General features: G+C 40.4%; 23 protein-coding genes and 1 pseudogene. 16 read left to right on the forward strand and 8 right to left on the reverse strand.

Features of this window, described 5'->3' with window-relative positions; genetic code table 11:
* Nucleotides 1–285: 285 nt before the first annotated feature.
* From N9I19_RS17515 to N9I19_RS17545, 7 genes are all read left to right on the forward strand, one after another.
* Nucleotides 286–828 (forward strand): helix-turn-helix domain-containing protein, encoded by a 543-nt coding sequence (locus N9I19_RS17515; RefSeq protein ID WP_061461143.1) that lies wholly within the window; start codon nucleotides 286–288, stop codon nucleotides 826–828.
* 69 nt (nucleotides 829–897) lie between these two features.
* A complete protein-coding gene (locus tag N9I19_RS17520; protein ID WP_061461144.1) occupies nucleotides 898–2,007 on the forward strand; it encodes an ABC transporter ATP-binding protein in 1,110 nt (369 codons plus the stop codon).
* Nucleotides 1,997–2,800 carry an ABC transporter permease gene (locus tag N9I19_RS17525; RefSeq protein ID WP_089363939.1) on the forward strand — a complete coding sequence of 268 codons (804 nt, stop codon included), beginning with the start codon at nucleotides 1,997–1,999 and terminating at the stop codon, nucleotides 2,798–2,800. Before N9I19_RS17520 ends, N9I19_RS17525 begins: the two co-directional genes overlap by 11 nt.
* Nucleotide 2,801: 1 nt before the next feature.
* Entirely contained in the window at nucleotides 2,802–3,605 is an 804-nt protein-coding gene (locus N9I19_RS17530; RefSeq protein WP_089363916.1) for an ABC transporter permease, read from the forward strand.
* Entirely contained in the window at nucleotides 3,602–4,675 is a 1,074-nt protein-coding gene (locus tag N9I19_RS17535) for an ABC transporter substrate-binding protein (RefSeq protein ID WP_061461146.1), read from the forward strand. The genes N9I19_RS17530 and N9I19_RS17535 overlap by 4 nt, the downstream gene beginning before the upstream one ends.
* Before the next feature lie 310 nt (nucleotides 4,676–4,985).
* The gene (locus N9I19_RS17540; protein WP_317778528.1) at nucleotides 4,986–5,882 is read left to right on the forward strand and encodes a foldase protein PrsA; all 897 of its coding nucleotides are present in this window, start codon (nucleotides 4,986–4,988) and stop codon (nucleotides 5,880–5,882) included.
* A 143-nt stretch (nucleotides 5,883–6,025) separates the two neighbouring features.
* Nucleotides 6,026–6,361, forward strand: a complete 336-nt coding sequence (locus N9I19_RS17545; RefSeq protein WP_317778529.1) for an HTH domain-containing protein — start codon at nucleotides 6,026–6,028, stop codon at nucleotides 6,359–6,361.
* A 687-nt stretch (nucleotides 6,362–7,048) separates the two neighbouring features.
* On the opposite strand, the gene N9I19_RS17550 is transcribed toward N9I19_RS17545, so the two are convergent.
* On the reverse strand, nucleotides 7,049–7,573 hold the full coding sequence (locus tag N9I19_RS17550) for a hypothetical protein (protein WP_061461149.1): 525 nt from the start codon (nucleotides 7,571–7,573) through the stop codon (nucleotides 7,049–7,051).
* Nucleotides 7,574–7,809: 236 nt separating this feature from the next.
* Here N9I19_RS17550 and N9I19_RS17555 point away from each other — a divergent pair.
* Nucleotides 7,810–7,980 (forward strand): annotated as a pseudogene (locus N9I19_RS17555) (hypothetical protein); the annotation flags it as partial.
* Between the two features lie 101 nt (nucleotides 7,981–8,081).
* On the opposite strand, the gene N9I19_RS17560 reads toward N9I19_RS17555, so the two are convergent.
* The 4 genes from N9I19_RS17560 to nagA all read right to left on the reverse strand — a co-directional run bounded on the left by N9I19_RS17560 (nucleotide 8,082) and on the right by nagA (nucleotide 11,535).
* Nucleotides 8,082–8,804: an SIS domain-containing protein gene (locus N9I19_RS17560; RefSeq protein ID WP_317778530.1), complete on the reverse strand. Its 723-nt coding sequence runs from the start codon at nucleotides 8,802–8,804 to the stop codon at nucleotides 8,082–8,084.
* A gap of 80 nt (nucleotides 8,805–8,884) precedes the next feature.
* Nucleotides 8,885–9,607 (reverse strand): GntR family transcriptional regulator, encoded by a 723-nt coding sequence (locus N9I19_RS17565; protein WP_317778531.1) that lies wholly within the window; start codon nucleotides 9,605–9,607, stop codon nucleotides 8,885–8,887.
* 15 nt (nucleotides 9,608–9,622) lie between these two features.
* Nucleotides 9,623–10,357: a glucosamine-6-phosphate deaminase gene (gene nagB / locus N9I19_RS17570; protein WP_317778532.1), complete on the reverse strand. Its 735-nt coding sequence runs from the start codon at nucleotides 10,355–10,357 to the stop codon at nucleotides 9,623–9,625.
* The gene (nagA, locus tag N9I19_RS17575; protein WP_317778533.1) at nucleotides 10,357–11,535 is read right to left on the reverse strand and encodes an N-acetylglucosamine-6-phosphate deacetylase; all 1,179 of its coding nucleotides are present in this window, start codon (nucleotides 11,533–11,535) and stop codon (nucleotides 10,357–10,359) included. The genes nagB and nagA overlap by 1 nt, the downstream gene beginning before the upstream one ends.
* 303 nt (nucleotides 11,536–11,838) lie before the next feature.
* Between nagA and nagE the strand changes: the two genes are divergently transcribed.
* A complete protein-coding gene (gene nagE / locus N9I19_RS17580) occupies nucleotides 11,839–13,749 on the forward strand; it encodes an N-acetylglucosamine-specific PTS transporter subunit IIBC (RefSeq protein ID WP_317778534.1) in 1,911 nt (636 codons plus the stop codon).
* 229 nt (nucleotides 13,750–13,978) lie between these two features.
* On the opposite strand, the gene N9I19_RS17585 is transcribed toward nagE, so the two are convergent.
* A complete protein-coding gene (locus N9I19_RS17585) occupies nucleotides 13,979–15,712 on the reverse strand; it encodes an AAA family ATPase (protein ID WP_317778535.1) in 1,734 nt (577 codons plus the stop codon).
* A gap of 255 nt (nucleotides 15,713–15,967) precedes the next feature.
* Here N9I19_RS17585 and def point away from each other — a divergent pair, with 255 nt between their 5' ends.
* Entirely contained in the window at nucleotides 15,968–16,546 is a 579-nt protein-coding gene (gene def, locus N9I19_RS17590) for a peptide deformylase (protein ID WP_089363926.1), read from the forward strand.
* Between the two features lie 45 nt (nucleotides 16,547–16,591).
* Here the strand turns inward: def and N9I19_RS17595 are convergent, their stop codons facing one another.
* Together N9I19_RS17595 and N9I19_RS17600 are read right to left on the reverse strand one after the other, a co-directional pair.
* Nucleotides 16,592–17,293 (reverse strand): SGNH/GDSL hydrolase family protein, encoded by a 702-nt coding sequence (locus N9I19_RS17595; protein WP_411730468.1) that lies wholly within the window; start codon nucleotides 17,291–17,293, stop codon nucleotides 16,592–16,594.
* A gap of 127 nt (nucleotides 17,294–17,420) precedes the next feature.
* Nucleotides 17,421–18,935 (reverse strand): MDR family MFS transporter, encoded by a 1,515-nt coding sequence (locus tag N9I19_RS17600; RefSeq protein ID WP_317778537.1) that lies wholly within the window; start codon nucleotides 18,933–18,935, stop codon nucleotides 17,421–17,423.
* A 129-nt stretch (nucleotides 18,936–19,064) separates the two neighbouring features.
* Between N9I19_RS17600 and N9I19_RS17605 the strand changes: the two genes are divergently transcribed.
* The 6 genes from N9I19_RS17605 (at nucleotide 19,065) to N9I19_RS17630 (ending at nucleotide 26,196) form a co-directional block, all read left to right on the forward strand.
* Complete coding sequence (locus tag N9I19_RS17605; RefSeq protein WP_061461159.1) at nucleotides 19,065–19,538, forward strand: MarR family transcriptional regulator; 474 nt, start codon at nucleotides 19,065–19,067, stop codon at nucleotides 19,536–19,538.
* 196 nt (nucleotides 19,539–19,734) lie between these two features.
* Nucleotides 19,735–20,580 carry an iron uptake system protein EfeO gene (gene efeO / locus N9I19_RS17610; protein WP_089363929.1) on the forward strand — a complete coding sequence of 282 codons (846 nt, stop codon included), beginning with the start codon at nucleotides 19,735–19,737 and terminating at the stop codon, nucleotides 20,578–20,580.
* Entirely contained in the window at nucleotides 20,581–21,867 is a 1,287-nt protein-coding gene (efeB, locus tag N9I19_RS17615) for an iron uptake transporter deferrochelatase/peroxidase subunit (RefSeq protein WP_089363930.1), read from the forward strand. It abuts the gene before it with no gap.
* An 87-nt stretch (nucleotides 21,868–21,954) separates the two neighbouring features.
* Nucleotides 21,955–23,709 (forward strand): FTR1 family iron permease, encoded by a 1,755-nt coding sequence (locus tag N9I19_RS17620; protein ID WP_317778538.1) that lies wholly within the window; start codon nucleotides 21,955–21,957, stop codon nucleotides 23,707–23,709.
* A 623-nt stretch (nucleotides 23,710–24,332) separates the two neighbouring features.
* The gene (locus N9I19_RS17625; RefSeq protein WP_250211735.1) at nucleotides 24,333–24,704 is read left to right on the forward strand and encodes a MerR family transcriptional regulator; all 372 of its coding nucleotides are present in this window, start codon (nucleotides 24,333–24,335) and stop codon (nucleotides 24,702–24,704) included.
* A gap of 193 nt (nucleotides 24,705–24,897) precedes the next feature.
* Nucleotides 24,898–26,196, forward strand: coding sequence for a hemolysin family protein (locus N9I19_RS17630; RefSeq protein ID WP_089363940.1), 1,299 nt, complete (start codon nucleotides 24,898–24,900; stop codon nucleotides 26,194–26,196).
* Nucleotides 26,197–26,276: the final 80 nt, after the last annotated feature.

Consider the following 26,276-nt stretch of genomic DNA (forward strand, 5'->3'; position numbering starts at 1 on the left):
ATGGCCTAAAAAAGTGACACACAGAAGCAAAAAAAGACGATTTCCATTCAAGTATCGAATGAGAATTGTCTTTTTTTTAGTTTGATTTACCGTACTAGTTAGAAAAACGTGAGTTTTTCAGCAGCCTCCCATGTGGCGGTCCTTTTTTGCATGACTGGAAATTCCGTTTGAAGTTTCCAGCATTTCCTGTATAATAATATCCATAAAATTAAACTGGAAGTTTACTTATATAAAACTTTATCTACTTCATGTTTACTATAAGTAAACTAATTGAGGGTAAATAGGATGCAAATTGGAAAAAAAATAAAAAACCTTCGCTTGAAAAAAGGATTGACCCAGGAAGAATTGGGAGAAAGAACGGATTTAAGCAAAGGATATATTTCACAGTTAGAAAGGGATCTTAGTTCCCCTTCCATTGAAACTCTTTTCAATATATTAGAAGTACTCGGCTGCAAGCCGAAGCAATTCTTCGATGAAGAGGATCAGGTCCAAAAAGTAGTGTATGAAGAAGAAGCACAAACATTTTTTATCGATGAGGAACGAGGGTATCAAATTCAGTGGCTTGTGCCTGAATCGAATGAGAAGGAAATGGAACCGATTCGCTTGACCCTTCAGGAAAAAGGGGAATTCAAACAATTTGAACCATCCTTGTCGGAAACATTCGGTTATGTAATAAGCGGAAGAGTCATTGTAAAGCTTGGTACACATACGTATTTCGTCAAGGCAGGTGAATCAATTTATTTTCATGCTTCCGATGAACACCAAATCATCAATGATTTTGGGGGTCCATCCGAGTTATTGCTTGTGGTGACGGAATCATACTTATAGAATTCAAAGCAATTGCTATCGTCTATGTAAAGACGGATGAAGTAAGGTAATGGAAAGAGGGAAGTAGCTATGGCAAACGAGAATATAATACACTTCGATCAGGTTACGAAGCAATTCGATGATGATACGGTAGTTCTCGATAATGTTAGTTTTGAAATCGAGAGAGGGAAGTTCTATACGCTTCTGGGTCCTTCAGGCTGTGGGAAGACAACGATCCTTCGCTTGATTGCCGGATTTACGGAGGCCTCCAAGGGTGATATTTACTTTGAGGGAAAAAAGATCAATGATGTGCCAGCCAATAAAAGGCAAGTAAATACAGTATTTCAAGATTATGCACTTTTTCCACATTTAAATGTTTTTGAAAATGTAGCATTCGGTCTTCGCATCAAAAAAATGAAAAATACCGAAGTGGAAATAAAGGTGAAGGAAGCCCTCAGCTTTGTTAATTTGGAGGGTTATGAAAAACGGGAGATCAGGGAAATGTCCGGCGGTCAGCGGCAACGTGTAGCGATTGCCAGGGCGATAGTTAATGAACCGGAAGTCATCCTGCTGGATGAACCGCTATCTGCCCTTGATTTGAAATTGCGTACAGAAATGCAATATGAATTGCGGGAGCTACAACAAAGACTTGGAATCACGTTCATCTTCGTCACTCATGACCAAGAGGAAGCATTAGCGATGTCAGATGAGATTTTTGTCCTTAACAAAGGGAAAATTCAGCAAAGTGGGCCCCCTACGGATATTTATGATGAACCGCTGAATCGATTCGTTGCCGATTTCATTGGTGAGTCGAACATTGTAAAAGGAAAAATGATTGAAGATTACCTAGTGGAATTCGTCGGCAGACAGTTCGAATGTGTAGACCAAGGTTTGAATAGCGATGAAGCTGTTGATATCGTCATCCGCCCGGAAGATTTAGAGATTACTTCCGTCAATCGCGGGAAACTGCAAGTTCGGGTGGACTCTCAGCTATTTCGCGGTGTGCATTATGAAATCAGCTGCTATGATCATGATGGGAATGAGTGGCTTGTCCAATCAACGAAAAAGGCAACAGTTGGAGATGAAATAGGTCTTTATTTCGATCCCGAAGCGATTCATGTCATGCGATTGGGTGAAACTGAAGAGGAATTCGATAAGCGTTTGGAAGCGTATCATGATGGGGAAAGTCATGCAGAATAAACTATCACGGAATATTTATTTCATACCCTATGTCTTATGGATTGCTTTATTCGTTGTCGCACCCATTTTGTTAATCCTTTACTATTCCTTCTTCGACATTGAAGGTAATCTTTCTTTGATTAACTATCAAAAGTTCTTTACACCAGTATATTTAAAAATGACTTTAAGCTCATTTTGGTATGCTTTCCTCATTACGGGAATATCCCTTTTAGTGGCTTACCCTACCGCATATTTGTTAACGAAAACCAAGCATAAGCAGTTGTGGCTTTTGCTGATAATCGTGCCTTCCTGGATTAATTTACTCTTAAAGGCTTATGCCTTCATTGGCATTTTTGGCACGTATGGTGTGGCGAATGGTTTTCTGGAGGCAGTAGGAATCGGAAAGCAGCAAATTCTCTTTACGGATTTCAGCTTCATATTCGTTTCGGTTTATATATTCATCCCGTTTATGATCTTACCGATATTCAATGCGCTGGATGAAATGAATCCCACCCTTTTGGATGCGGCCAATGACTTGGGAGCGTCCCGGTGGATGACATTCCGCCGCGTCATTTTTCCTTTGACGATAGATGGTGTAAAGACGGGATGCCAGGTAGTCTTTATCCCGGCACTTTCATTGTTCATGCTTACAAGACTAATTGCCGGTAATCGAGTCATTACGCTTGGTACGGCTATCGAGCAGCACTTCCTTGTGACACAGGATTGGGGAATGGGTTCCACAATCGCGGTATTTTTGATTATTATAATGTTCCTGATTATGTTTGTAACGGGTAACCGAAAGCAGGGTGTGTAAATTGGGTAGTAAGTTATCACCAATATCAAAAGGGTTTCTCGTTTTGATTTTTCTCATACTCTATGCACCGATTTTCTTTTTAGTCTTTTACTCGTTTAACAGCGGTGGAACGATGTATGACTTTAAAGGGTTCACCATGGAGTGGTACAAGGAGTTGTTCCAAGATACAAGGCTGTTGATCATTGTATTGAATACGCTTGTGATCGCTTTATTATCTGCACTGATCGCCACGATCATTGGGGTGATTGGAGCCATTGGAATTCGTTCCTTTACGAGCAGTAAAGCTAGGAATACGGTATTGTCATTGAATAATGTATTGATTGTCAGTCCCGATGTGATTATCGGTGCTTCCTTCCTGATTCTATTCACAATGGCTGGGATCAAGCTTGGATTCTACTCAGTACTGTTGTCGCATATCGCCTTCAGCATCCCGATCGTTGTGCTGCTGGTCCTTCCGAAACTTCAGGAAATGAGCCCTACCTTAATTGATGCGGCCCGGGATTTAGGGGCAAGCCGTTGGGATGTATTGACGAAGGTCATCCTACCATACATCTTACCAGGTATCTTTGCTGGTTTTTTTATGGCTTTGACTTATTCACTTGATGATTTTGCGGTTACGTTCTTTGTGACCGGTAATGGCTTCTCCACTCTATCAGTGGAAATCTATTCATTGGCCCGCCGTGGTATTTCATTGAATATCAATGCACTATCGACACTGCTGTTCGCCTTGACACTATTGTTGGTTGTCGTTTATTACTTTATAACTCAACGTGTAAGGCAAACGGGAATGGGGGGGAAACGATGAAAAGGCTGGTCCAAATGTTTTTAATCATTTCCCTCGTATCCGCCTTGCTGCTATATGCGATTTCAAGATTGAACTCATCACAGGGGTTTACGAGCAATAATACGCTTACCATCTATAATTGGGGCGATTACATCGATACGGATCTAATCGACCGTTTTGAAGAAGAAACGGGTATCAAGGTCATTTATGAGACGTTCGATTCAAATGAGGCAATGATGACTAAAATTGAGCAGGGCGGTACGACTTATGATATTGCCATACCGTCTGAGTATATGATTGATAAGATGAGACAAGAAGACTTATTGGTTCCCCTGGATCATTCCAAGCTACCAAATTTGAAAAATATCGACGAGCGGTTCATCAATCTGCCATTCGATCCGGAGAATAAATATTCCGTGCCTTATTTCTGGGGAACAGTTGGAATTGTTTACAACTCCAAGATGCTCGGTGGCAAAGAAATAACGGCTTGGGCGGATTTATGGGATAAAGATTTAAAAAATGAAATACTTTTGACGGATGGGGCTAGAGAAGTGATGGGCATGGGCCTGAACTCTTTGAATTATTCATTGAATGATATAGATGAAGAACACCTTCAAGAGGCAAAGTCCAAGCTTGATGCACTCACTCCAAATATTAAAGCGATCGTTGGAGATGAAAGCCGCATGCTATTGGAAACCCAGGAAGCGGCGATTGGGCTTGTTTGGTCCGGAGTGGCTTCTGAAATCATGGCTGAAAATGAAGATCTCGAATATGTGGTCCCTAAAGAGGGGTCCAATTTATGGTTTGATAATATGGTCATCCCGAAAACAACCAAAAATGCCGATGCGGCTCACCAGTTCATCAACTTCATGCTGGACCCAAAAGTTGCGGCACAGAATGCCGAATATGTAAGCTACTCGACCCCTAATAAAGAAGCACTGAAATATATGCCTGAAGAAGTGGTGAAGGATGAACGTTTCTATCCATCACCAGAACTGACAGAGAAGCTGGAAGTGTACGAAAACCTTGGGAAGAAAAACTTGGCCCATTACAACGAACTCTTCCTTGAGTTTAAGATGCATCGTAAATAATACAAGAAAAGCATGGTGTACAGGTATCCCCCTTATACCATGCTTTTTTCTGAGTTTTTGACGTATGATCTCCGTTGCTTCGCCACCATTACCTATATATCAAAAGTCAATATAACGGTATAATTTAGATCTTTGTAATAATGAATTTATAGCAATGTAAAATGTTAGTAGGCCAGAAAATGCTCTAAAATATCAGTAGGATATAAGTATGTTAGCATAATGATGGGAAATGCCACAGGTGGAACTAATATTTTAAGGATTGATTAATATTTCCAAGCTATCATAATAGAAAAATTAAGGGAGAGCATTCATGAACCTATTAAGAAGCACGAAGGCATATGTTTGGGCAGGGAGCACTTTAATCATTGCCGGGATCATGGCATTTGCGATGATTTCGTCTACGGATAAGAATAAGACAATGGCAAGTATCGATGGCGAGAAAATCAGTAAGGATGAGCTGTATGACGCGCTTGTTGCAGAGTACGGAGCAGATACTTTAGACCTGTTAATTACGAATAAATTGGTTGAATTGGAAGCGGAAAAAGAAGGAATTAAAATTAAGGATGAAGAAATCCAAAAAGAAATAGATACCATGGCTGAGTCCTATGGCGATGAAAAGTCGTTAAAAGAGCAATTGGAAGCAAGCGGTTCGTCCATGGAAGCCTTGAAAAATGATATCGTGGTTTATCTGCAAACGAAAAAACTGATCGAACCGAGAATTACCGTTACAGACGATGAAATCAGTACGTATTTTGAAGATAATAAAGATACATTTGCACAAGCTGAACAAGTGGAAGCCAGTCATATTTTAGTCGAAGACGAAAAAACGGCTAAAAAGGTTGAGAAGGAAATTGCAGAGGGCGGTGATTTCGCTAAATTGGCAGCTGAATATTCCACTGATACAGAAACGGCAGATAACGGTGGAAGCTTAGGATACTTTGGGAAAGGGAATATGGTGGATGAGTTTGAAGATGTTGCCTTTGATCTTGATATAGGCAAAGTCAGTGATCCAGTCAAATCCGATTATGGTTATCACATCATAAAAGTAACCGGTAAAAAGGAAGCAAAAAAAGCTAATTTAGAAGACAGTAAAGAGGAAATCAAGGAAACGCTTCTTTCTGAAAGATTACAAGAGGAATATCCAGCTTGGTTAGCTGAAGTGAAAAAAGATCATGAGATTACAAATAAAATAGAGGGTTCTGAATAAGGTTATCAAGTGAAATGATATATGGAACAACAAAAAGCTGGGGCGTAATAAAATGTACCCTATAGAATAGACACTTTGAAAAAAGTCTATCCTGTAGGGTACTTTTGTTTATAATAAGAAAAAACACGTCGGAGTGAACTAAGATGACCAAACGATTATTTACGGAGAAAGAACAAGCACAACTAAAATGTAATCCTCATGTTCAAGCTGTTAGTGACAAGGCCATCACGTACACAGATGAATTTAAACGCCTATTTATTACTGAAAATGAGAAAGGGAAAATACCAAGAACTATTTTTGAAGAAGCAGGTTTAGATATTGAACTAATCGGCTTAAAACGTATACAATCTGCAGGAAAACGCTGGCGTGCAGCTCATCGTGAAAATGGAGAAGAAAGTCTACAAGATGCAAGAAAAAACAAATTCAAGACGTCCCCAAGAGCGAGAATTAAGTTTAGAAGAAAAATTCGCACGACTTGAAGCACAAAATCGATTCTTACAGGCGGGGAATGAACTTTTAAAAACGCTTGATCTACTCGAAAGGCAGATGTTGAAAAAGAAATCAAACTTGTAGCGGAACAAAAATTTGAATTGGTTCATCAGACAATTGAAAAATATCAATTAAAGCGCCTTGTACGCTATCTTTGTGAAATCATCAGTGTGTCTCGCTCTGGTTACTATAATTATTTCACAGAGAAATCAGCACAAAAGCGTGCAGCACGTGATGCGGCGGATGAAGAAGTAAAGATATAATTTTAAAGGCCTATCATTTTCGTCGAAGAAAAAAAGGTGCGTGTCAAATTAAAATGACGTTAGAAAATCAGTATCAAATCACTTACAACTTAAAAGAACTCGTCGCATTATGAATAAATTTAATAGGATCTGCCCGATCTGAAAAGCGAATCCTTATCGCCGAATGGCAAAAGCGACACACGAACACCGTACTTATCCAAACCTCCTACAGCGTCCATTCAAACAAGGTGTCGCAGGCAAAGTATTATGAACGGACATCACTTACTTAACTTACCATCACGGCAAACGTGCTTATTTGTCGACCATTAAAGATGCCGCCTGCAAAATACAGACAGCATCTCCTTCAAGTTGCCTAGCTTTTTTTAAATGTCTTTTACAAAGGGTCACTTCATAATGCCTCAGCTTTTTTATATATTAGAAGTTCGATGAAATTGATTTTTGATTGGATAATCCTGATTTTGTAACGACGTCATCGCTCTCTTTTTCACTTTTTTTATTATCTGACTTCAATGATTGTGTTGGTGTTTCCTTCAGTTGTTTACCGGCAACGACCACTTTTGAGCTGATGTCCTTTAATTCATTTGTTGCGTCCTTAGCTGTACCAAGGGCGTTAGTGGAGATATCCTTTACTTCGGATACTTTACCCACCACGTCTTCATTGACGGTTTCATATAAGGTTTCAACGTCATTGATTGCCTCTTTAATCGTCTCTGTTGCGCCTTTGACTCCTGATACCATTTGTTCCTTCATTTCGCCGGGATTCTCCTTGACCTGTTCAATCATATTCATGGAGTTGTCTTTTAAAAGGACGGCTGAACGCTTTACTTTATTTCTTGTATTGGAGTCAAGCAAGGTTAACGCACCACCAACAAGTCCTCCAATTAGAATCCCTTTTAACAGTTTGCTATTCGTTTGAGTTTCGATAGTTGTTTGAGTCATTTATATTTCCTCCCTTAGAATAGTAGATTGTTTGCTTACTTTGGTTTTCCCTCATTTACCATGAGTTAAACTAGGAATAATAAACTATTATGGGATTGATACGTTAAATAAAACAGTAGTAAGCTACATATAGTTTAATGATTGAGCTACTTTTTGAGAGGTGCAACGATGACAAATGAAAAATTTTCTGGTTTGATTGATCGATATATGGAAGTTTTCTTCTATGTCAATAAGATGGGGGAACTTTTGCTGAGCTGATGCCGGCTGGGGTGTTATCACTCTTGGAGATTGCCACGTTAATATTGGTGGGGCTTGCTTTATACGCGTTTGTCATCTTGCCGTTGTTCAGTAATGGTTGCAACGTTTGGAAAACGAATTGGTGGCCATTTTTGAAAAAAAGGGATTAAAAGGGACTATAAAATAAAGAAGGCATTCGAATGGATGCCTTCTTTATTATTTCATCATGTGGAACATAAAAGCTTATGTATGCCTTTTTGGCTATATCGATTCACAATTGGGGGATTCTTGTTTTATATTTCGCGATAATCTTTTGATTGTGTTCATCTGCCCCCTCGATATTACTGCTTAGAAATACGGGAGGGGTCACTCCTGATTCAATAATCGTTTCAATGACTTGTGTGAAAATCATATTGAGAAGGACGGCCCCGATTACGGTCGATCCGGAACCAAAGGATATATTATTTGATTTCAGCAATGTGTCACCTTTGGAAATATGATTGTCTATGACCAAATCAACGACATCGTGGAGATAAAGCTTCTTTTTATGCCGTGAAGGACAACTGTTTGCATACCCCGGTGATGTAAGTCCAATGACAAAGGCGCCCTTTTCTTTTGCGATTATAGCTACATCGATGGGAACGGGATTCACACCAGACGATGAAATGACAATACAGACATCGCCAGGACGGATATCCTCATCAAGCATGAATTTCTCAGATAGGTCATTTTGCCTTTCGAGTTGCGATGACCTAGATGCTCCCTTAAAAAGCATCAAATCTTCAACGAAAATAGGATGAATGGCGGCTAACCCACCTGCCCGGTAGAATACCTCTTCCGTCAAAATATGAGAATGTCCGCTTCCGAATAGATGAATGACTCCATCCGACACCACTGCTTTCGAGATATGTTCCACAGATTCCTTAATTGATTGCTTTTCCTGTTCTCCCACAATTTTGAGTAAAGCCTGAACTTCTTCAAAGTATGAATTCATATATGTGACACCCTCCGATTACCTTTAGCAATTAATAGACTCTAGTGATTGGCCCTTTTGTATATCAAAAATATTCAAGATTATCTGGTTATAGTGATAGTGAACTTATACCTGTCTGCACGATAACCCGATTTAACATATTCAAGAGGGGTTCCATCTATTAAAAATGTATTCCTTTGAATGAATAATATGGGTGAGTGCTTTGGGATCGCTAAATGGGTCACTTCCAATTCAGAAGCAATCGCTGATTCCAATGTTTGTGAAGCATAGTCTATTTTAAGTTTAATGTAATTCTCCACATATTGGTAAAGGGAAAGGTTAATGATTTCTTCCGTTAGTCCTTTAATTAAATTAGCAGACATGTACACGGTCTCGAGTGCCATTGGAACATCATCAGCCAAGCGAATGCGTTTTATTTCATAAACGGGAGCATGAAGGGAAATGTGCAATTCACTGGCAATTTTCTTATTAGCCGGAATGATTTCAAAGCTCAGCAGCTTACTGCTTGGATTTAACCCCCTGGCTTTCATATCCTCTGTAAAGCTGGTCAACCCATTGAGCTGCTGCTCCAACTTCTTATCGGCGACAAAGGTTCCCCTTCCTTTTTGACGGTATAAGTATCCGTCATTCACCAAATTATTTATGGCTTGCCGGACGGTCATCCGGCTAATTCCGAATTGCTCGGCATATTCGCGTTCAGATGGAAGGGCATCGTGCGCTTGGAACTCACCGTTTTCTATTTGTCTTTTTATTTGTTCTTCGATTTGAAAATAAATCGGAAGAGGTGAGTTTTTATCAATCATCGACTTTCGCTCCTTTTAGGGTATTATCACTCCGGGTAACGCTTTTTGGTCTGCGATAATTGTAACATTATTATGTTTTTTTAGGATAGATGCAGGGAATTCCTCTGAAATGTCACCGTGTATCAATTTCTTCAAGGTTTCGGCTTTTTCTTCACCAGATATCAGCAGCAGAATTTCTTTGCTTTTCATGATTGTTGAAATGCCCATCGTAACGGCATGTGTAGGAACTTCGTCTATGGAATCGAAATAACGTGCATTCGCTTGACGCGTGGATTCTTCGAGTGTCACGACATGTGTACCTGATGTGAAGGAAGTTCCAGGTTCATTAAAACCAATATGGCCATTTTGCCCAATGCCAAGTATCTGAAGATCGATCCCTCCGACGGAATCAATCATTTCATCATACCGTTTACATTCTCCGTTGGTGTCATCTGCTGTGCCATTTGGCAGGTGAGTGCGCTCTTTATTTATATTGATGTGAGTGAATAGGGAATCATTCATATAATAATGGTAACTGTTTGGATCATTTGGTTTTAAGCCGATATACTCGTCAAGATTAAAAGACGTTACATTTTCATAAGAAGTATGATTGCGCACGTGATCTTCAATCAAATTATCGTACATTCCTTTAGGGGTACCGCCTGTTGCAAGGCCCAATTTGATATTAGGATTTCCTTTGACTTTTCCGATCACTATTTCTGCGGCTGTCCGGCTCATTTCCATGTAGTCCTGCACTTGTATGATATTCATTATACATTCTCCTTTTTAAAAGCTAAATTTCCTCTGCAGAACGTCATTTCAACGTCCAAGCGGTCATTCAATATTACAAGATCGGCGTCTTTGCCGACCTGGATGCTTCCTTTTCTGTCAAAAATCCGAAGTTGTTTGGCAGGGTTTTCCGCCGTCATTTTTATAATGTCAGTCATGGAACAATCGGTATATTCCATTGTGTTCTTGATGGCATCGTTCATTTTCAATATACTGCCGGCTAGTGTACCATCTGAAAGCGTTGCTTTCGTTTCGTTAACATACACAGGCTGACCACCTAAATCATAGGTTCCCTTTTCAAGCCATTTGGCACGAAGCGAATCCGTTATCAAAATCATTCGTTCGCTAGTAATTTGGTTATATGCCAGCTTGATCATTTCCGGCCTGCAGTGAATCCCGTCAGCAATAAGTTCAACATATAGCTCGTCTCGAAGATAAGCAGCTCCCAAAACACCAGGTTCACGGTGATGGAGTCCCCGCATCCCATTATAAAGATGTGTAACGTGGGTAGTCCCTGCTTGGATTGCTTCATCGATTTGGTCATATGTTGCATCTGAATGTCCAATGGAAGCGACGACACCAGTTGCCTTTAAGTGAGCGGCAAGATCTAATCCGTTTGGTTGTTCAGGAGCAAGCGTTACAAGCTTGATTTGATTTTCGGCCATTTCCTGCCACCTTTTAAATAGAGTGACATCAGGGTCAACGATATGCTCTTCAGGCTGTGCTCCTTTACGGACCGGTGAAATGAAAGGACCTTCTAAATGGACTCCAATTATTTCAGCGTGTTCTTGAGATTGATTTTCGATATATTTACCAGCATTAAGTAGTGCTGATTCAATGGCTTCGGTAGTTTGAGTCATTGTAGTGGCCAGAAAGCTGGTGGTTCCTTCTTTGGGAAGAGTCTCTGCCATTGTGGATAATGCTTCATGTGTGGCATCCATTGCATCGGAATTGGATGCTCCGTGGATATGAATGTCGATGGCACCGGGAATTACCTGGTAATCTGATGAAAGAGTAATTACTTTAACATCATCGTCATGTTTGTATTGGTTTACTGGCCCAACTTCGGCAATTTTTCCATCCACGACCTTAATGTACCCATTTTTGTATGTTTCGTTTTCGCTATGAACTATCAGATCATTAATAATGAATGTTTTCATACATAATCTCCTTTGTGAAAGTAAAACTTAATGAATGAGTCATGAATTGGTCTCTTATATTTTGCCCTCATTTTATCGTTTTTATTAATAGTTGTCTAGACCAGTTAAGGGGTAAATGATGATGTTTTTCTCTTATATTCTAAGAATATAGTATATTTCCAGATGAATTGGTATAGACATCTATATATTTTCTGTGCTAGTATAAGCCAAAGAAAAATTATTCTATTGACAAAATGAAAACGCTTTATATGTCTTGTCATTCTGCTGAATCAAAAGATGTTAGGAACAAGGGAGATGAGTTAGATGTTAAATTTTCTACAAAAAATTGGGAAAGCTTTGATGTTGCCAATTGCTGTTTTACCAGCAGCTGCTTTATTGCTTCGGTTAGGGCAACCGGATTTACTTGATATTGCATTTATGGCTGCCTCGGGAAAAGCAATTTTTGATAACCTTGCCATACTGTTCGCTTTAGGTATAGCGATTGGATTATCCAAAGATGGAAGCGGTGCTGCGGCATTAGCTGGTCTTGTTGGTTACTTTGTTTTGACGAATGGTACACAAGCGATTAATAAAGATATCGACATGGCTGTATTAGGAGGTATTATATCGGGTATAGTTGCTGCCTTCCTATATAATAGATACTCTGAAATAAAACTCCCTGAATGGCTTGGATTCTTTTCAGGGAAACGATTTGTTCCGATCATCACATCTCTGGCGATGATTTTACTTGCGGGAATATTCGGTTTTGTATGGCCTCCTATTCAAGATCTAATCAATAACGTTGGAGACTGGATTACAGGCGCAGGAGCTTTAGGTGCTGGCGTATTTGGCGTATTGAATCGCTTATTGCTTCCAGTAGGTTTGCATCACGTCTTGAATAGTATGGTATGGTTCGTATTTGGTGAATACAATGGAGCGACCGGTGATATAAACCGGTTCTTCGCAGGTGATCCAACTGCTGGACCTTTCATGACTGGTTTTTTCCCAATCATGATGTTCGGCCTTCCCGCTGCAGCATTAGCGATGATTGCAGCTGCTAAGAAAGAGAAACGTAAATTGGTGACGGGGATGCTGCTCGGGTTAGCTTTCACCTCGTTCTTAACAGGAATCACTGAACCGATTGAATTTCTGTTCATGTTCATCGCGCCAGTGTTATATGTAATACATGCCTTATTAACCGGGGTCTCTCTGGCACTTGCTGTTATATTGGATATTCATCACGGTTTTGGATTCTCCGCAGGAGCCATTGATTATTTCTTGAACTTTGGCATTGCGCAAAAACCACTATGGTTAATACCGATTGGCTTAGTATACGCTGTCGTTTACTTCGTGATTTTCTATTTTGTCATCAAGATCATGGATTTAAAAACACCTGGCCGTGAAGACGATGAGGAAGATGTGGAAGAAGAAACTATTGTGAAAACAGGGGATAAATATACCGATATGGGATCGCTTTTCATTCAAGATCTTGGCGGTAAAGAAAACATAAAGCTAATTGATAACTGTGCAACACGCTTACGTTTAGAAGTTGCCGATACAGGTAATGTGAATGAAGCCGCCTTAAAAAGGCATGGTGCGCGCGGTGTAATGAAATTGAATAAATCAAGTGTGCAAGTCATTGTTGGAACGAATGTTGAATTTGTGGCAAATGCGATGAAACAACTTGTCAAGAATGGCGTCGATCCAATCCAAGTGAAAACAGGTCCATCTGCACAAGTGGCAGAGGAAAGAGTGGAAGAAAACCAAACTTTGGGGGCAAATGACTTTGTCCTTCCAATCGAAGGAACCGTTTTGCCGATAGAACAGGTTCCCGATCAAGTATTTGCGATGAAAATGATGGGTGATGGCTTTGCTATCGAGCCAGTCAATGGGAAACTAGTATCACCAATCGATGGGGAAGTGCTTAGTATCTTCCCAACAAATCATGCATTGGGATTGAAAATGAATAATGGACTGGAAATTCTGATCCATGTTGGCTTAGATACAGTTAAATTAAATGGAGAAGGCTTTACATCTCTTGTGCAAGAAGGTCAAAAGATAACAAAAGGAACACCTCTTTTGGAAATTGATTTAGATTTCATAAAACGGAATGCTCCGTCTACGGTCACTCCTATCATATTCACTAACTTACCAGAAGGAACGGCAGTGAAATTGCAAAAGGCAGGGATCCAGAAACAAAACACACCAGGTATCATCCAGTTGGAAAAACTATAAAGTGATAGGTGCAAACCTTGAAAAAGGGCTGTCGACAATGTCGAGAGCCCTTTTATATGCTGAAATCCACTCACAGAGAGTGGACGGAATTTCCTTCTGGTTAATTTCCCCTGTCCTCACTTCTTAGCTTTACGGGTCGCCTCCGAATATGATCAAAAAAAAGAGCCTGTTCGATTCAAACAGGCCCCAAACACAGAGTAGGTTTAAAAACACTCAGCAGAAAATAGTGTTAAGCATTCGAGCATACGCTGGTTATTTCTGAAGCATCAACGATACGCTGAACTTCTGATCCATCGAGTGTCTCTTTTTTCAATAACTCATCAACGAGCTCATCATACTGTTGGCGATTCGTATCAATCAACATTTCCGTTTCCTGAATCGCTTTGGTGAATAATTCCTGCATCTTTTGTTCCTTCTCACCTTTATTGAAAGTGAGGGTAAATCCATCTTGAAGCATTCCCGTATCGACCATTTGTTCAAGTAGATGTTTCGCCTGCTGTACATCTCCGCCTACACCAATACTGTGTTCCCCTAAATACATTCTTTCCGCCACGCCGCCCGCTAAAATCATTTTGACTTGATCAAGCAATTCGCTTGCTGTAGCTAGATGTAGTTCTTTTGGTATCGGCGCTACATATCCAAGGGCTTCCCCACGCGGAATGATGGTCGCCTTTCGAACAGAACCAGGCTTTGTCAAAGCTGCAATCAGGGCATGTCCACTTTCATGAATGGCCACACGCCGCTTCGTATCCACATCATTCAAAGTACGTGATGTGGCTCCAAGTATCGTACGGTCAATGGCATAATCAAGATCCTGTTTACGAATCATATCCTGTTCATTCCTCAGTGCATGACGTGAGGCAGTATCGAATAGAGCACTTAAGTCAGCACCGGAGAAACCGGATGTACTTTCAGCCAATTCATCCAAGGAGGCAAGGACATCCGTTGCCAAATGCTTTCCCTTCGAATGGATATCGATGATTTCCTTTCTTCCTTGTGTATCTGGGAGTGGAACTTGGAAAGAGAAATCGATCCTGCCCGGACGTAGAAATGCCTCATCGAGCATATCTTTCCGGTTGGTCGCTGCGATGAATAAAATGCCTTCATTTGGATGGCCTCCATCCAATTGCACAAGCAGTTCAGTTAACGTTTTTTCGCCTTCTTCCCCGCCATGAGCTTTCCTTTTGCCGGCCAACGCATCCACTTCATCGATGAAAATGACAGCTGGCGATTGCTTACGTGCATTTTGGAAAAGACTGCGGACACGGGCTGCACCGACTCCAACAAACATTTCGTTGAAGGCCGAACCGCTCGTAGAGAAGAAGTTTGAACCAAGCTCTTTTGCGATTGCCTGGGCAAGCAGCGTTTTCCCCGTCCCAGGGGGGCCGTATAATAAAATGCCTTGAGGCGGTTTAATTCCAATCTTTGCTGAACGTTCAGGTTCTTTTAGTGTAGTGAGCGTCTGTAAGATTTCCTGTTTGATTTCGGTTTGCAAACCGCCTACATCATCCATGGTTATCTCTGGTAGAGGCTTAGGGGTGGAAAGGCTTTGTTTCTTGCTGCCAATCCGTAATCCACCTTTTGATCTTTTCTGTATAATGACACCGGTTGCGACGAGAGCCGCCAACAATCCGCCTAGAATCCATATTGCTGATTTATTAGTTGATGAAAAAGAATATTGAACGTTATATGTTTCGACAAGTTTATTGATCATTTGACTGTTGGGAGGAATACTAGAAACGTATTCTCCATCTGGTGTGGAGATGTGAAGAGTGCCATCCTTTTTTTCTTCAATGGTGACAGGGGCTCCATTTTGAGCTTTAATCGTCTTTTCTACAGAAGAAAAAGGAATGACCATATCCTTTGACTGTGTAACAACATACCAACTGATTCCAGCAATTATCACAATGAAAGCCGTCAAGAACGGCAGCAACTTCGAAACAAATTTAGAGTTCGAATTCAATTTTTCATCTCCTTTAAGAATATATATTCAGTATAGAATTTTTAAACGTTTAATATATAGGTCTTTGTACCCTAAAGTTAAGGTAAATAATGTTAGAGTAAGGAAATGAAATTCAATATTGAAAATTTTAGTAATGGAGTCCAGGATTTAGGGAAATTTATTCTAACCTGCATATTAGACTTTTTAAATGCGAAATGCTAAAGTGAAATGGTCTAAGTCATGAAAAAATAAAATGGTAGAAGAGTGTGAAGTTCTATGAGTAAATTTATAAAAGACTATATGATTACGATGAAGGATATCGTTAGAGAAGGAGATCCAATTCTGCGTCAGGTAACGGATGAAGTTAGCCTGCCGATTTCGGATGAAGATCGTGAAACGTTGGAATGCATGATGCAATACCTTAAAAATAGCCAGGACCCAAAACTCCAAAAGAAGTACAACTTGCGTGAAGGCGTTGGGTTGTCTGCAAATCAGATAGGCTTGAATAAACGCATGTTCGTCATGTATTTTCCAGACGAAAAGGGGAAGCTGTTTGAATATGCCCTTGTGAATCCGAAAATTATCAGTCATTCTGCCACAATGATCTATTTACCGCAAAGTGAGGGCTGCCTTTCTGTCGATCGTGATGTTAAAGGATATGTACCGCGTTATGAACGGGTTAAAATTAAAGCGGTGGATGGTAATGGTGAGGAAATAGAGATGCGGCTGAAGGGCTTTGCTGCAATCGTTTTTCAACATGAGCTAGATCATTTGAACGGGATGATGTTTTATGACAGGATCAATACCGAGAACCCTTTCAAGCTTCCGGAAAACGTGGAAGTGAAAAGTCTATAAAAACCCAAAAAAGGCAAAGCGCCATGCTTTGCCTTTTTTTCTGTTTTATGGCCGAGGAGTTATTTCCACTGCCATATGCTTTTGCAAATCATAGAATATGGCCATGCTCATTTGCTGATACCCTTCGGAAGTGAGGTGGATGCCATCATCACTAATCAAGAGACCCAAGTCGCCGGAGGATTTAATATGGGAACGGACATCAATCAAAGGCACCTTAAGATCTTCTGCAAGGTTTTTCAATTGGCGATTATACATCCCATGCCAATGTTCAATACCTCCGACATGGGAAACGAAATGCCCGATCGAATGCCCGAATTTATCAGCTATAGATCTGTAATACCTGGCAGGGTCCAAAGGTGGGAGAGTTAAAAGGAAAGGTGTTACATGCTCGTCCTGAACCTGCTTGACAAGTTGTGTGATATTTTCCAGATAACGTTCGATTGGAACGATGGGCTCATGGTTACCATCTGGATTCTTGGCTACTTCATCCCAATGGAAGTTACAGTCGTTTCCACCGACCTCTATTAATACGATATCGGGATTTTCCGACATGACGTCTTTCTCGATCCGGCTAACCAACAGGTCGGAGTTGTCATTGAAAACCCCTTTATTCAAAACTTCCACGAATGGCAATGATTCTGTAAGCTTAGCTAAAGAGTTCGGATAATTTTCTTTAATAATGCGAAGCCGTCCCTTAACATAAGAAATGCCTCTGGTTAAACTGTCACCAAAACATACAATCTTCAAACTTCTCACCTCGGTATGTGAATGTGTTACTTATATTTTAGTAGTAGACTGATTTTTCGGCAATTTTCACCTCCTAAATAGAAGGAATGAAAATAAATAAAAAGCGCTGGAAGTCCAGCGCCTTTATTTATTTTAATGATTCCTCATTTGAAGTTGTTTCCACTCTTGTTTTTCCCATAAAGAACACAGTGATTGCTGCAAGACCAATCGGAATGAGGGCCAAGGTGAATATTAGTGAAATCGAATCGGACATCGCATGAACGATTTTATCCAGGACAAAGTCCGGAATCTCGGCACGTGCGTCCGATTGGAAGAGTTGACGTGGGTCCTTGATTAATCCGGCTGTATCCGGGTTTTCTTGCATTCCTTTAAATGCATCCGCCATTTTACTTGTGAACACATTGTTCTGAATCGCTCCATAAATCGTTACACCGAGTGTCATCCCAAAAGAACGGAGGAATGAGTTTGTTGAGTTGGCCGACCCCCGGAATCTTGGTTCCAAATTGTGAATGGAGGCAATAGGCAAAAGGGAGAAGGAAAAGCCCATGCCAAACCCAGTCAGAATCATGTATAAAGTTAATAAAGTCCTGCTGGTATCAGGAGTAATGGTCCCTAATAAAAGCATACCCGAAAAATAGCAGATGACGGAAATCGTCATTAAGTTGCGAAAGCTTGTCTTTGTATTGAATATCCCGCCAATTGCACTGCCGAATACCGAACCGAGCATCATAGGGGTGAGGATCAATCCGGCATTTGTTGCGGAACCACCGTAAACCGCTTGGACGAAAATCGGAATATAAACGGTTAAAATAATGAATGTACCGCCATAAAGAATGGCTAAAATTTGAGAAGTGGCAAATAATCGCCTTTTAAACAGCCATAATGAGATGATTGGATCCTTTGCCCTTTTTTCGAAAAAGAAAAAAGAAATGAAGAAAACCACAAAGCTAGCAAACAGACCTATGATAGGAGATGAACCCCAGCCATACTCTCCGCCCAGTTCGAGAGCGAACATTAAGCTGATAACGGCAATGACGAGAGTTGCTGCACCACCCCAATCAATTTTTTGCTCTTGGGTGTTGGCTGACTCCTTGTAATATTTCCAGATAAAAAATAAAGAGATGATTCCAATCGGAACATTGACGTAGAAAATCCAGCGCCAGCTGGAATATTCGGTAATATATGCACCTAAAAGTGGTCCCAATACGCTGGAGGCCCCAAATACAGCACCAAAAAGCCCTGTCAATTTTCCTCGTTTCTCAGGTGGGAAAATATCGAAAATGATTGTAAAGGCGATTGGCATCAAAGCTCCTCCGCCTATACCTTGGATGGCACGGAAGATACTTAACTGTACTATGCTCTGAGCCATACCGCATAAAGCGGAACCGATTAAAAAGACTATGAGTCCAAAAATGAAAAACCTTTTTCTTCCATACATATCGGAAAGCTTACCGAAAATCGGCATACTTGCCATCGTGGCGACCATATAGGCAGATGTCACCCATACAAACTTATCGAACCCGCCTAAATCGGAAACGATCGTTCCCATTGCAGTCGCAACAATCGTATTATCCATTGCTGACATCAAGATACCCAATAATAAACCGGCAACAATGAATCTTTGTTTTTTTTGATCGTTCATTTATTTTCCTCCTTCGCATCAACCAGCTCATGAATTTCCTTTACATGGTTGAAGGGTAAACGTTAAGATGAAACAAAACATTTATCTTGAAAATCAAGATAAATTCAAGTGTAAAAGGGGTGGCATTTTATGTCAAGCGATTATGGGGTGAATGCAGCTCTGTTAGAGAGTTTAACACACAGTTTGCAAAGGTATGGAATGAGATCCGTTTTATTTCAACAAAACATGGCTCAGAAAATAGGGGTGTCCCATACGGATTTAAAGAGTGCGGAAATATTGAATGAAACAGGACCAATAACCGCTGGAGAACTATCCAAAATTACAGGATTGAGTACGGGCTCGGTTACGGCACTGATCAATCGCCTTGAGAAATCCGGTTATGTTAAAAGAGAACGAGATCATATGGACGGAAGACGGGTAATGATTGCACCGATATCCGAAAGACAGGAACAGATTAAATCACACTATCAATCACTCTCTATGGCCACCAAAGATTTATGTTCCGCTTATAATGAGCAAGAGCTAATATTTATCAATCAATTTGTTGAGGACATCACAAAAATCATGGACAAAGAAAATGACAAGTTAATGAGTGAGCGTTAGAGGTAGTTGAAAGAACACTGCCTTTTTTTATTTTTAGCCGCTGTAAGCTTTTTATATACGGAAGGGAAAAGGTAAAGTGGGTGGATTTTTTCGAAGAGAATGAAAAATGTCGCATTTTCATTAAAATATATATTGATAATGATTTTCATTATCTGATAATATGAATCTACAAATCATTTCTAAGGGAGAATACAATATGAAGAAAGCAAAGGCGACATTAGCAGTCTTACTATCAACAAGCCTATTATTTGGCTGTACGCAGAAAAAGGAAGAAACTAAGCCCGCAGATGATAACGCCAAAGAAGCGAGTGCGAGTAAGCTTGATGATGTATCTACCGAGTACAGGGAATATGCAATTGGTGAAATAGAAGAGTTCGTAAACGCAACGGAAGAATTTACTACGGCGGTATCTTCCGGAGATATTGAAAAAGCGAAGGAAGCATACGCACCAGCCCGCATGCATTATGAGAGAGCGGAACCGATCGCAGAAGTATTTGGGGATCTTGATCCGAAAATTGATGCGCGTAAAGGGGACGTCAAAGATGCAGACTGGGGCGGTTACCACCGGATTGAAATGGGGTTATGGGAAGAAAACACAACCAAGGGGTACGAAGGGTATGCAGATCAATTAATGAGTGATGTCAATTTGCTTCGTGCCAAAGTTGAAACGGTTGAGGTCACACCTGATTTATTAATCACGGGTGCAGTGGATTTATTGAATGAAGTTTCTACCAGTAAAGTTACAGGAGAAGAGGACCGATACTCTCATACGGATTTATATGATTTCGTTGCAAATGTAGAAGGTGCAGAAAAGATCTATGAACTGCTTACGCCAGCGCTGAAAGAAAAGGATCCGAAGCTTGCTGCGGAAATCCAAAAACGTTTTGACGATGTATACGGCTTGCTTGAAAAGCATAAAGAAGGAAATGGCTACATCTCATATACGGATTTAAAGGAATCTGAAGTCAAAGAGTTGAGCCAAGCAATTGATGCATTAGCTGAACCACTTTCGCAAATAGGGATTGTAACGGAGGAATCATAATTGAAAGAAAACACGCCAAAAGATGAAACTGGTATTTTTACAAAAAAAGTAAGTCGTAGAAATATGTTGAAAACGGCAGGAGTCGGTGGAATCGGAGTCGCGATAGGGGCATCTGGATTTGGAGGACTGCTGACTCTTTCTGATCAAAAGGCAAAGGGGCAAACTAAAGATATTGTCCCATTTTATGGAGCGCATCAGGCTGGTATCACCACTGAAGCGCAAGATAACCTTTATTTTGCATCATTGGAAGTAACGACAGATAATAGGTCTGATTTAATCCAGCTGTTTAAGGATTGGACAGAGGCTGCGGCTCAGATGACAGCAGGAGATTTAATTGGTGAAGCATCTCTTAATACAAATATGCCTCCAAAAGATACGGGGGAAGCGAAAGAATTATCACCTTCCAATTTAACGATTACTTTTGGAGTGGGTCCTACCCTATTTTCGAAAGATGGGAAAGATCGATTTGGTTTGAAATCGAAACGACCTGCTGAATTAAAGGACCTGCCCAAATTCCCTCTAGATGCATTAGAAGAAGAATGGAGCGGTGGGGATATTTGTATTCAAGCATGTGCAGATGATCTTCAAGTGGCTTTTCACGCTGTTCGGAATTTAGTGAGAATCGGGAGAGGGAAAACAATCATTCATTGGGCACAGACAGGTTTTCAACGGACTAAGCAAGCCGATTCACAAAAAACGACACCGCGAAACTTATTTGGGTTTAAGGATGGGACTGCCAATCCGGATAAGAATAATAACAGTGAAATGAATGAGCATGTTTGGGTAAAGGCTGATGACGGGCCTGACTGGCTTATTGGAGGCAGTTATATGGTGGTGCGCCGAATTCAGATGTACATTGAAGTTTGGGACCGCACAATATTGAAAGAACAAGAAAATACGTTTGGCCGACATCGGGACAGTGGAGCTCCACTAGGAATGAAGAATGAGTTTGATAGCCCTGACCTGGAAGCTAAAGACCCAAATGGAAATCGGATCATTCCCAAAGATTCGCATATGAGTCTATCTAGGGGGGACGGAAAAGCAAAGATACTGCGACGTCCTTATTCATATGCAGATGGAATGGATCCTAAAACAGGAAGCTTTAATGCGGGCCTGCTATTCATTTGTTTTCAGCGAAACCCAAGTAAACAATTTATTCCCATACAGGAGCGACTAGCGAAAAATGATAAGCTCAACGAATATATCGTTCACAAGGGCAGTGCCATGTTCGCCTGTTTACCAGGTGTGAAAAAGGGTGGCTATATTGGGGATTCCCTTTTTGGATAAATTGAATTACAAATGAGGACGTGAAAATCGCCAGCATGGATATTATCCGGGTTGGCGATTTTAGTTCATGAAAAAGGAGGGAACGGTATGACCGTTTCTAAATGGAAGAGTGGGATATTGGTTCTAATAGTCAGTCTTTTATTTCTTTCATCTGCTGTAAGGATCGTTTCGGCGGGTGAAAACCATGATCAGCTTTTTGTTTATATTGGCGATAGTTTAATGAAGGTAAAATCCGGGGGCCTTAAGGAAGTATCGAAAAATATTGATCTATTCGAGAAAGAATGGAAAACGATAAAAACGGACAGTGAAAGTGCGGTGAAAGTCGACGAGCAACTATCCGCTGTAAAAAGCGCTTTGAGAGAACAAGCCTCAACAGATGAAATCAAAAAGCGGCTATCAGCTTTATCAAGTACTCTTGTTACATATGATACTAATGAAAACCCAGTTGACAAGACGGACTATAAAGAAAGGTTACAAGCGATAATTCCTTTAATAGATGAGTTGGACGCAACGGTAACTAAAGGTGACTTTGATCAAGCTAAAGTTCAATATACGAACCTGCTGAATCAATGGACCGGCGCAGAGGTCGTTGTCAGGGAGAAAAGTGTAGCTACATATGGTGAAATTGAAACAAGTATGGCTTTTGTGCGAATAGCGATTACACAAGATCCCCCAGATTCGGAAAAAGCCAAAAAGAATCTAATTGAATTGAAGGGTTTAATGGAGGATTTCCTTGCTGGTAAAGTTGAAGAAGGAAGCCAGAAGAAGACCTATTCACTTGGGGATGTAACGCAACTCTTACAAAGTAGTGCAACGGATATTGAAAAGGATGACATCGATTCTGCCGTTGATCAGTTAAATGAAATTTTAACAATTTGGCCTAATGTCGAAGGAGAGGTCTCCACAAGGGACAGCAAGCTTTACAGCGATATGGAAACGAAAGTCCCTACCGCAATCAGCCTATTGCAATCGAAAAAGGTAAAGGCTGAGGAAGCGAAGGGAATCGTATCCGATTTAAACTCAAGGTTACTCCCTTTGATTGATGATACGAGTTATACAACATGGGATGCCGCTCTGATTCTTTTACGGGAAGGATTGGAAGCACTCTTGATTGTGGCTACATTATTGTCTTTCCTAAAGAAAATAGGGCAAGCGGACAAACAAAAGTGGATTTGGACAGGGGTAGGTGCAGGTTTAGTTGCCAGTTCCATATTGGCGGTCATAATCAATATCGTTTTCTCTCAGGTCACGGCTGCGTCGAGCCGGGAATATATTGAGGGAATCACTGGGATAATAGCTGTATTGATGATGTTGACAATTGGTCTGTGGCTTCATAGTAAATCGAATGTCCATGCATGGAACCGTTATATCAGCAAGCAAATGAACCAAGCCATTGCAACGGGAAGCATCATCTCTTTTGCTTTAATCAGTTTTCTATCCATATTCCGTGAAGGTGCGGAGACCATTATCTTTTATGCTGGAATGGCTCCATATATGGAATTAAAGCAGCTGATGAGCGGGATTTTCCTTGCCTTCCTCATATTAGTGGTAATTGGATTCATCATGTTACGCTACAGTGTGAAATTACCGATGACCCTATTCTTTAAAGTCGCAACGATACTCATATATGCCTTGGCTTTCAAGATTCTTGGGGTCTCTATCCATTCGCTTCAGGTTTCGCAAGTGATACAGACAAATACGATCAGTTCCTTCCCATTTGTAGAATGGATAGGTCTCTATCCAACAATGGAAACGCTGGTGCCGCAAGCTGTTTTAATTCTTTTAATCGTATTGGCGACCTATTGGGTTAAAAGGAGTAATTCTTTACATGCAACTGAATAAAAAAATGGGACTGACGTATGTCAGTCCCATTTTTAAAGAGAAGACCTAAAAGTCCCGCTCCTAAAGGAATCACCAAAATCCATATTTATCACTTGTGAAGTGAGATGCTTATAAAATAAGTGATAAAAATGCAAAATCACCCTATAGTTTATAATGATTTTAATATAGTATTGATTATCATCATTGAAGTAGTATAATAGGTATAACAAGCAGTTAAAGCGAGGAGGACAGTATAAATGGTAGCAAAAGTCTGTGAAACATGCGGAAAACCAATAAAAAGGCTAAAGCATTCTTCCCTATGCCAATGCGGTCCTAAGATATTGAGCAATCAATTTCAGTTAAAACAAAAAAATAGAATCCATGGCTTAAATCATAAATTAAACCGATTATTCAATTAATCGGTTTTTGTTTATCCATGAAGGGTAAAAATGTGAATAAAACAATATTTATCCTTTCATCCAATTAAAAATATTTTTCATTTCAATAAAAGTAATGTACGATTAGAGGATAGAATAAAACGTCATGGCGGAAAAGACATATGTTCAGATTGTCTAAACCATCACGTTACGGTTTGGAGGGGTTATATTGGGAACGAGACATTAAAAATTGGCGAGTTGGCGGAAATGGCGAATGTTACAAAACGAACCGTTGATTATTATACGAACTTAGGCCTGCTTAAAGCAGAGCGTTCCGCCTCTAATTACCGCTATTATTCGGTAGGTGAACTTGAAAGGCTCCGCAGTATCGAGGGATATAAAAGAAAGAACCTTTCATTGGAAGACATAAAAGATATATTTAAACAGGAAAAGGAAGTCGCATCAGCAATTGAGGAAACAGGTCTTCAACTGAAAAACAAAATGGATGGCCTGAACGAAGAACTTCAAGAAGTCATCAGCTTGATTAAAAAAGACGAAAAAAATGAGCTTCTTCTAAAAAAACAGATTTCCCATGAAAGCATGGCCTTGATCCAATCATTACTAGTGTTGCTGGTATGATTAAAATTTATTCACTATTATTTTGTGTGCAAAGGTGCATATTAACGATATAGGCTAAATGGTTTTGGTTCATGTTAAGGCGAAAATCGCTTTTTGAAACGAATAAACCCATTTATACAGGAGGTGCTTGGGATTAAACCGTGTATGTCTAATCCAAAAGAAGGATAGGCACTTCATGGTGAACCCGCACATATTGGAGATTTTTATAAAATTATTAGCAGTAGCTGTACTAATAGCATTAACCGCATTTTTCGTTGCATCGGAATTTGCAATCGTGAAAGTCAGAAGTTCCCGAATCAATCAGTTGATTGAAGAAGGGCATAGAAATGCACTTGCGGCTAAGAAAGTGACGACCCATATTGATGAGTACTTATCTGCCTGTCAGTTGGGGATTACAGTAACTGCCTTAGGTTTGGGGGTATTGGGTGAACCGACAGTTGAGGCGATTTTAAGACCATTGTTCAATAAATGGGGATTAGAGGAATCGGTAAGTCATATCATCTCTTTCGTAATCGCATTCGGTTCTGTAACATTCCTTCATGTTGTAGTGGGGGAACTGGCACCAAAAACAGTTGCGATCCAAAAGGCAGAAGAGGTAACCTTGCTTTTTTCAAAGCCGTTAATTCTCTTTTACCGCATTTTGTACCCATTTATTTGGTTACTGAATGGTTCTGCCCGTCTCCTAACTGGCATATTCGGATTAAAGCCTGCTTCTGAGTCCGAAATGGCCCACTCTGAAGAAGAACTGCGCATCATTTTATCGGAAAGCTATAAAAGCGGTGAGATCAACCAGTCGGAATACAAATATGTAAACCAGATATTTGAATTTGATGAGCGTATTGCGAATGAGATCATGGTTCCGCGTACGGAAATGACCGTTATCGAAAAGGGCATGCCTTTATTGGAAGTTGTTGAACTTATTCAAGAAGAACAATACACAAGGTACCCAGTCATAGACGGTGATAAAGATAATGTCGTGGGAATGGTCAATATCAAGAGACTTTATACAGCGACGATTACAGAGGAAAATGTAACAGAGCTGACGGTGGATTCCTTTGTAACACCTGTCATCCGTGTTCTTGAAACGATCGCCATTCATGATCTTCTGCTGAAAATGCAGAAGGAACGGATTCATATGGCGGTCTTGACTGATGAATATGGCGGAACTGCCGGCCTTGTTACGGTTGAAGACATCCTTGAAGAAATCGTTGGGGAAATCCAGGATGAATTTGACCAGGATGAACGTCCGCTTATTCAAAAAATTAATGAAGGACATTATGTTTTCGATGCAAAAACATTGGTTGAAGACGTCAATGATACCCTTGCAATCGATTTGCCAGAGGAAGATATCGATACATTAGGCGGATGGTTCCTGACAGGCCGATTTGAGATTGCGGTCGGGGATAGAATTGAATATGCCGGATATGAATTTACTGTAAAGGAAATGGCCGACCACCATGTTTTATATGTGGAAGTGAAGAAAATTCAATAACAGATTCTCAACAAGAGCCGAAGGTGAAAACTTTCGGCTTTTATTATGAGTAAATACGGATTTAAAAACTGTCCTCGGTT

This window comes from Peribacillus sp. CSMR9 (assembly GCF_033141925.1).
In the GTDB taxonomy this organism is placed as follows: Bacteria; Bacillota; Bacilli; order Bacillales; family DSM-1321; genus Peribacillus; species Peribacillus simplex_A.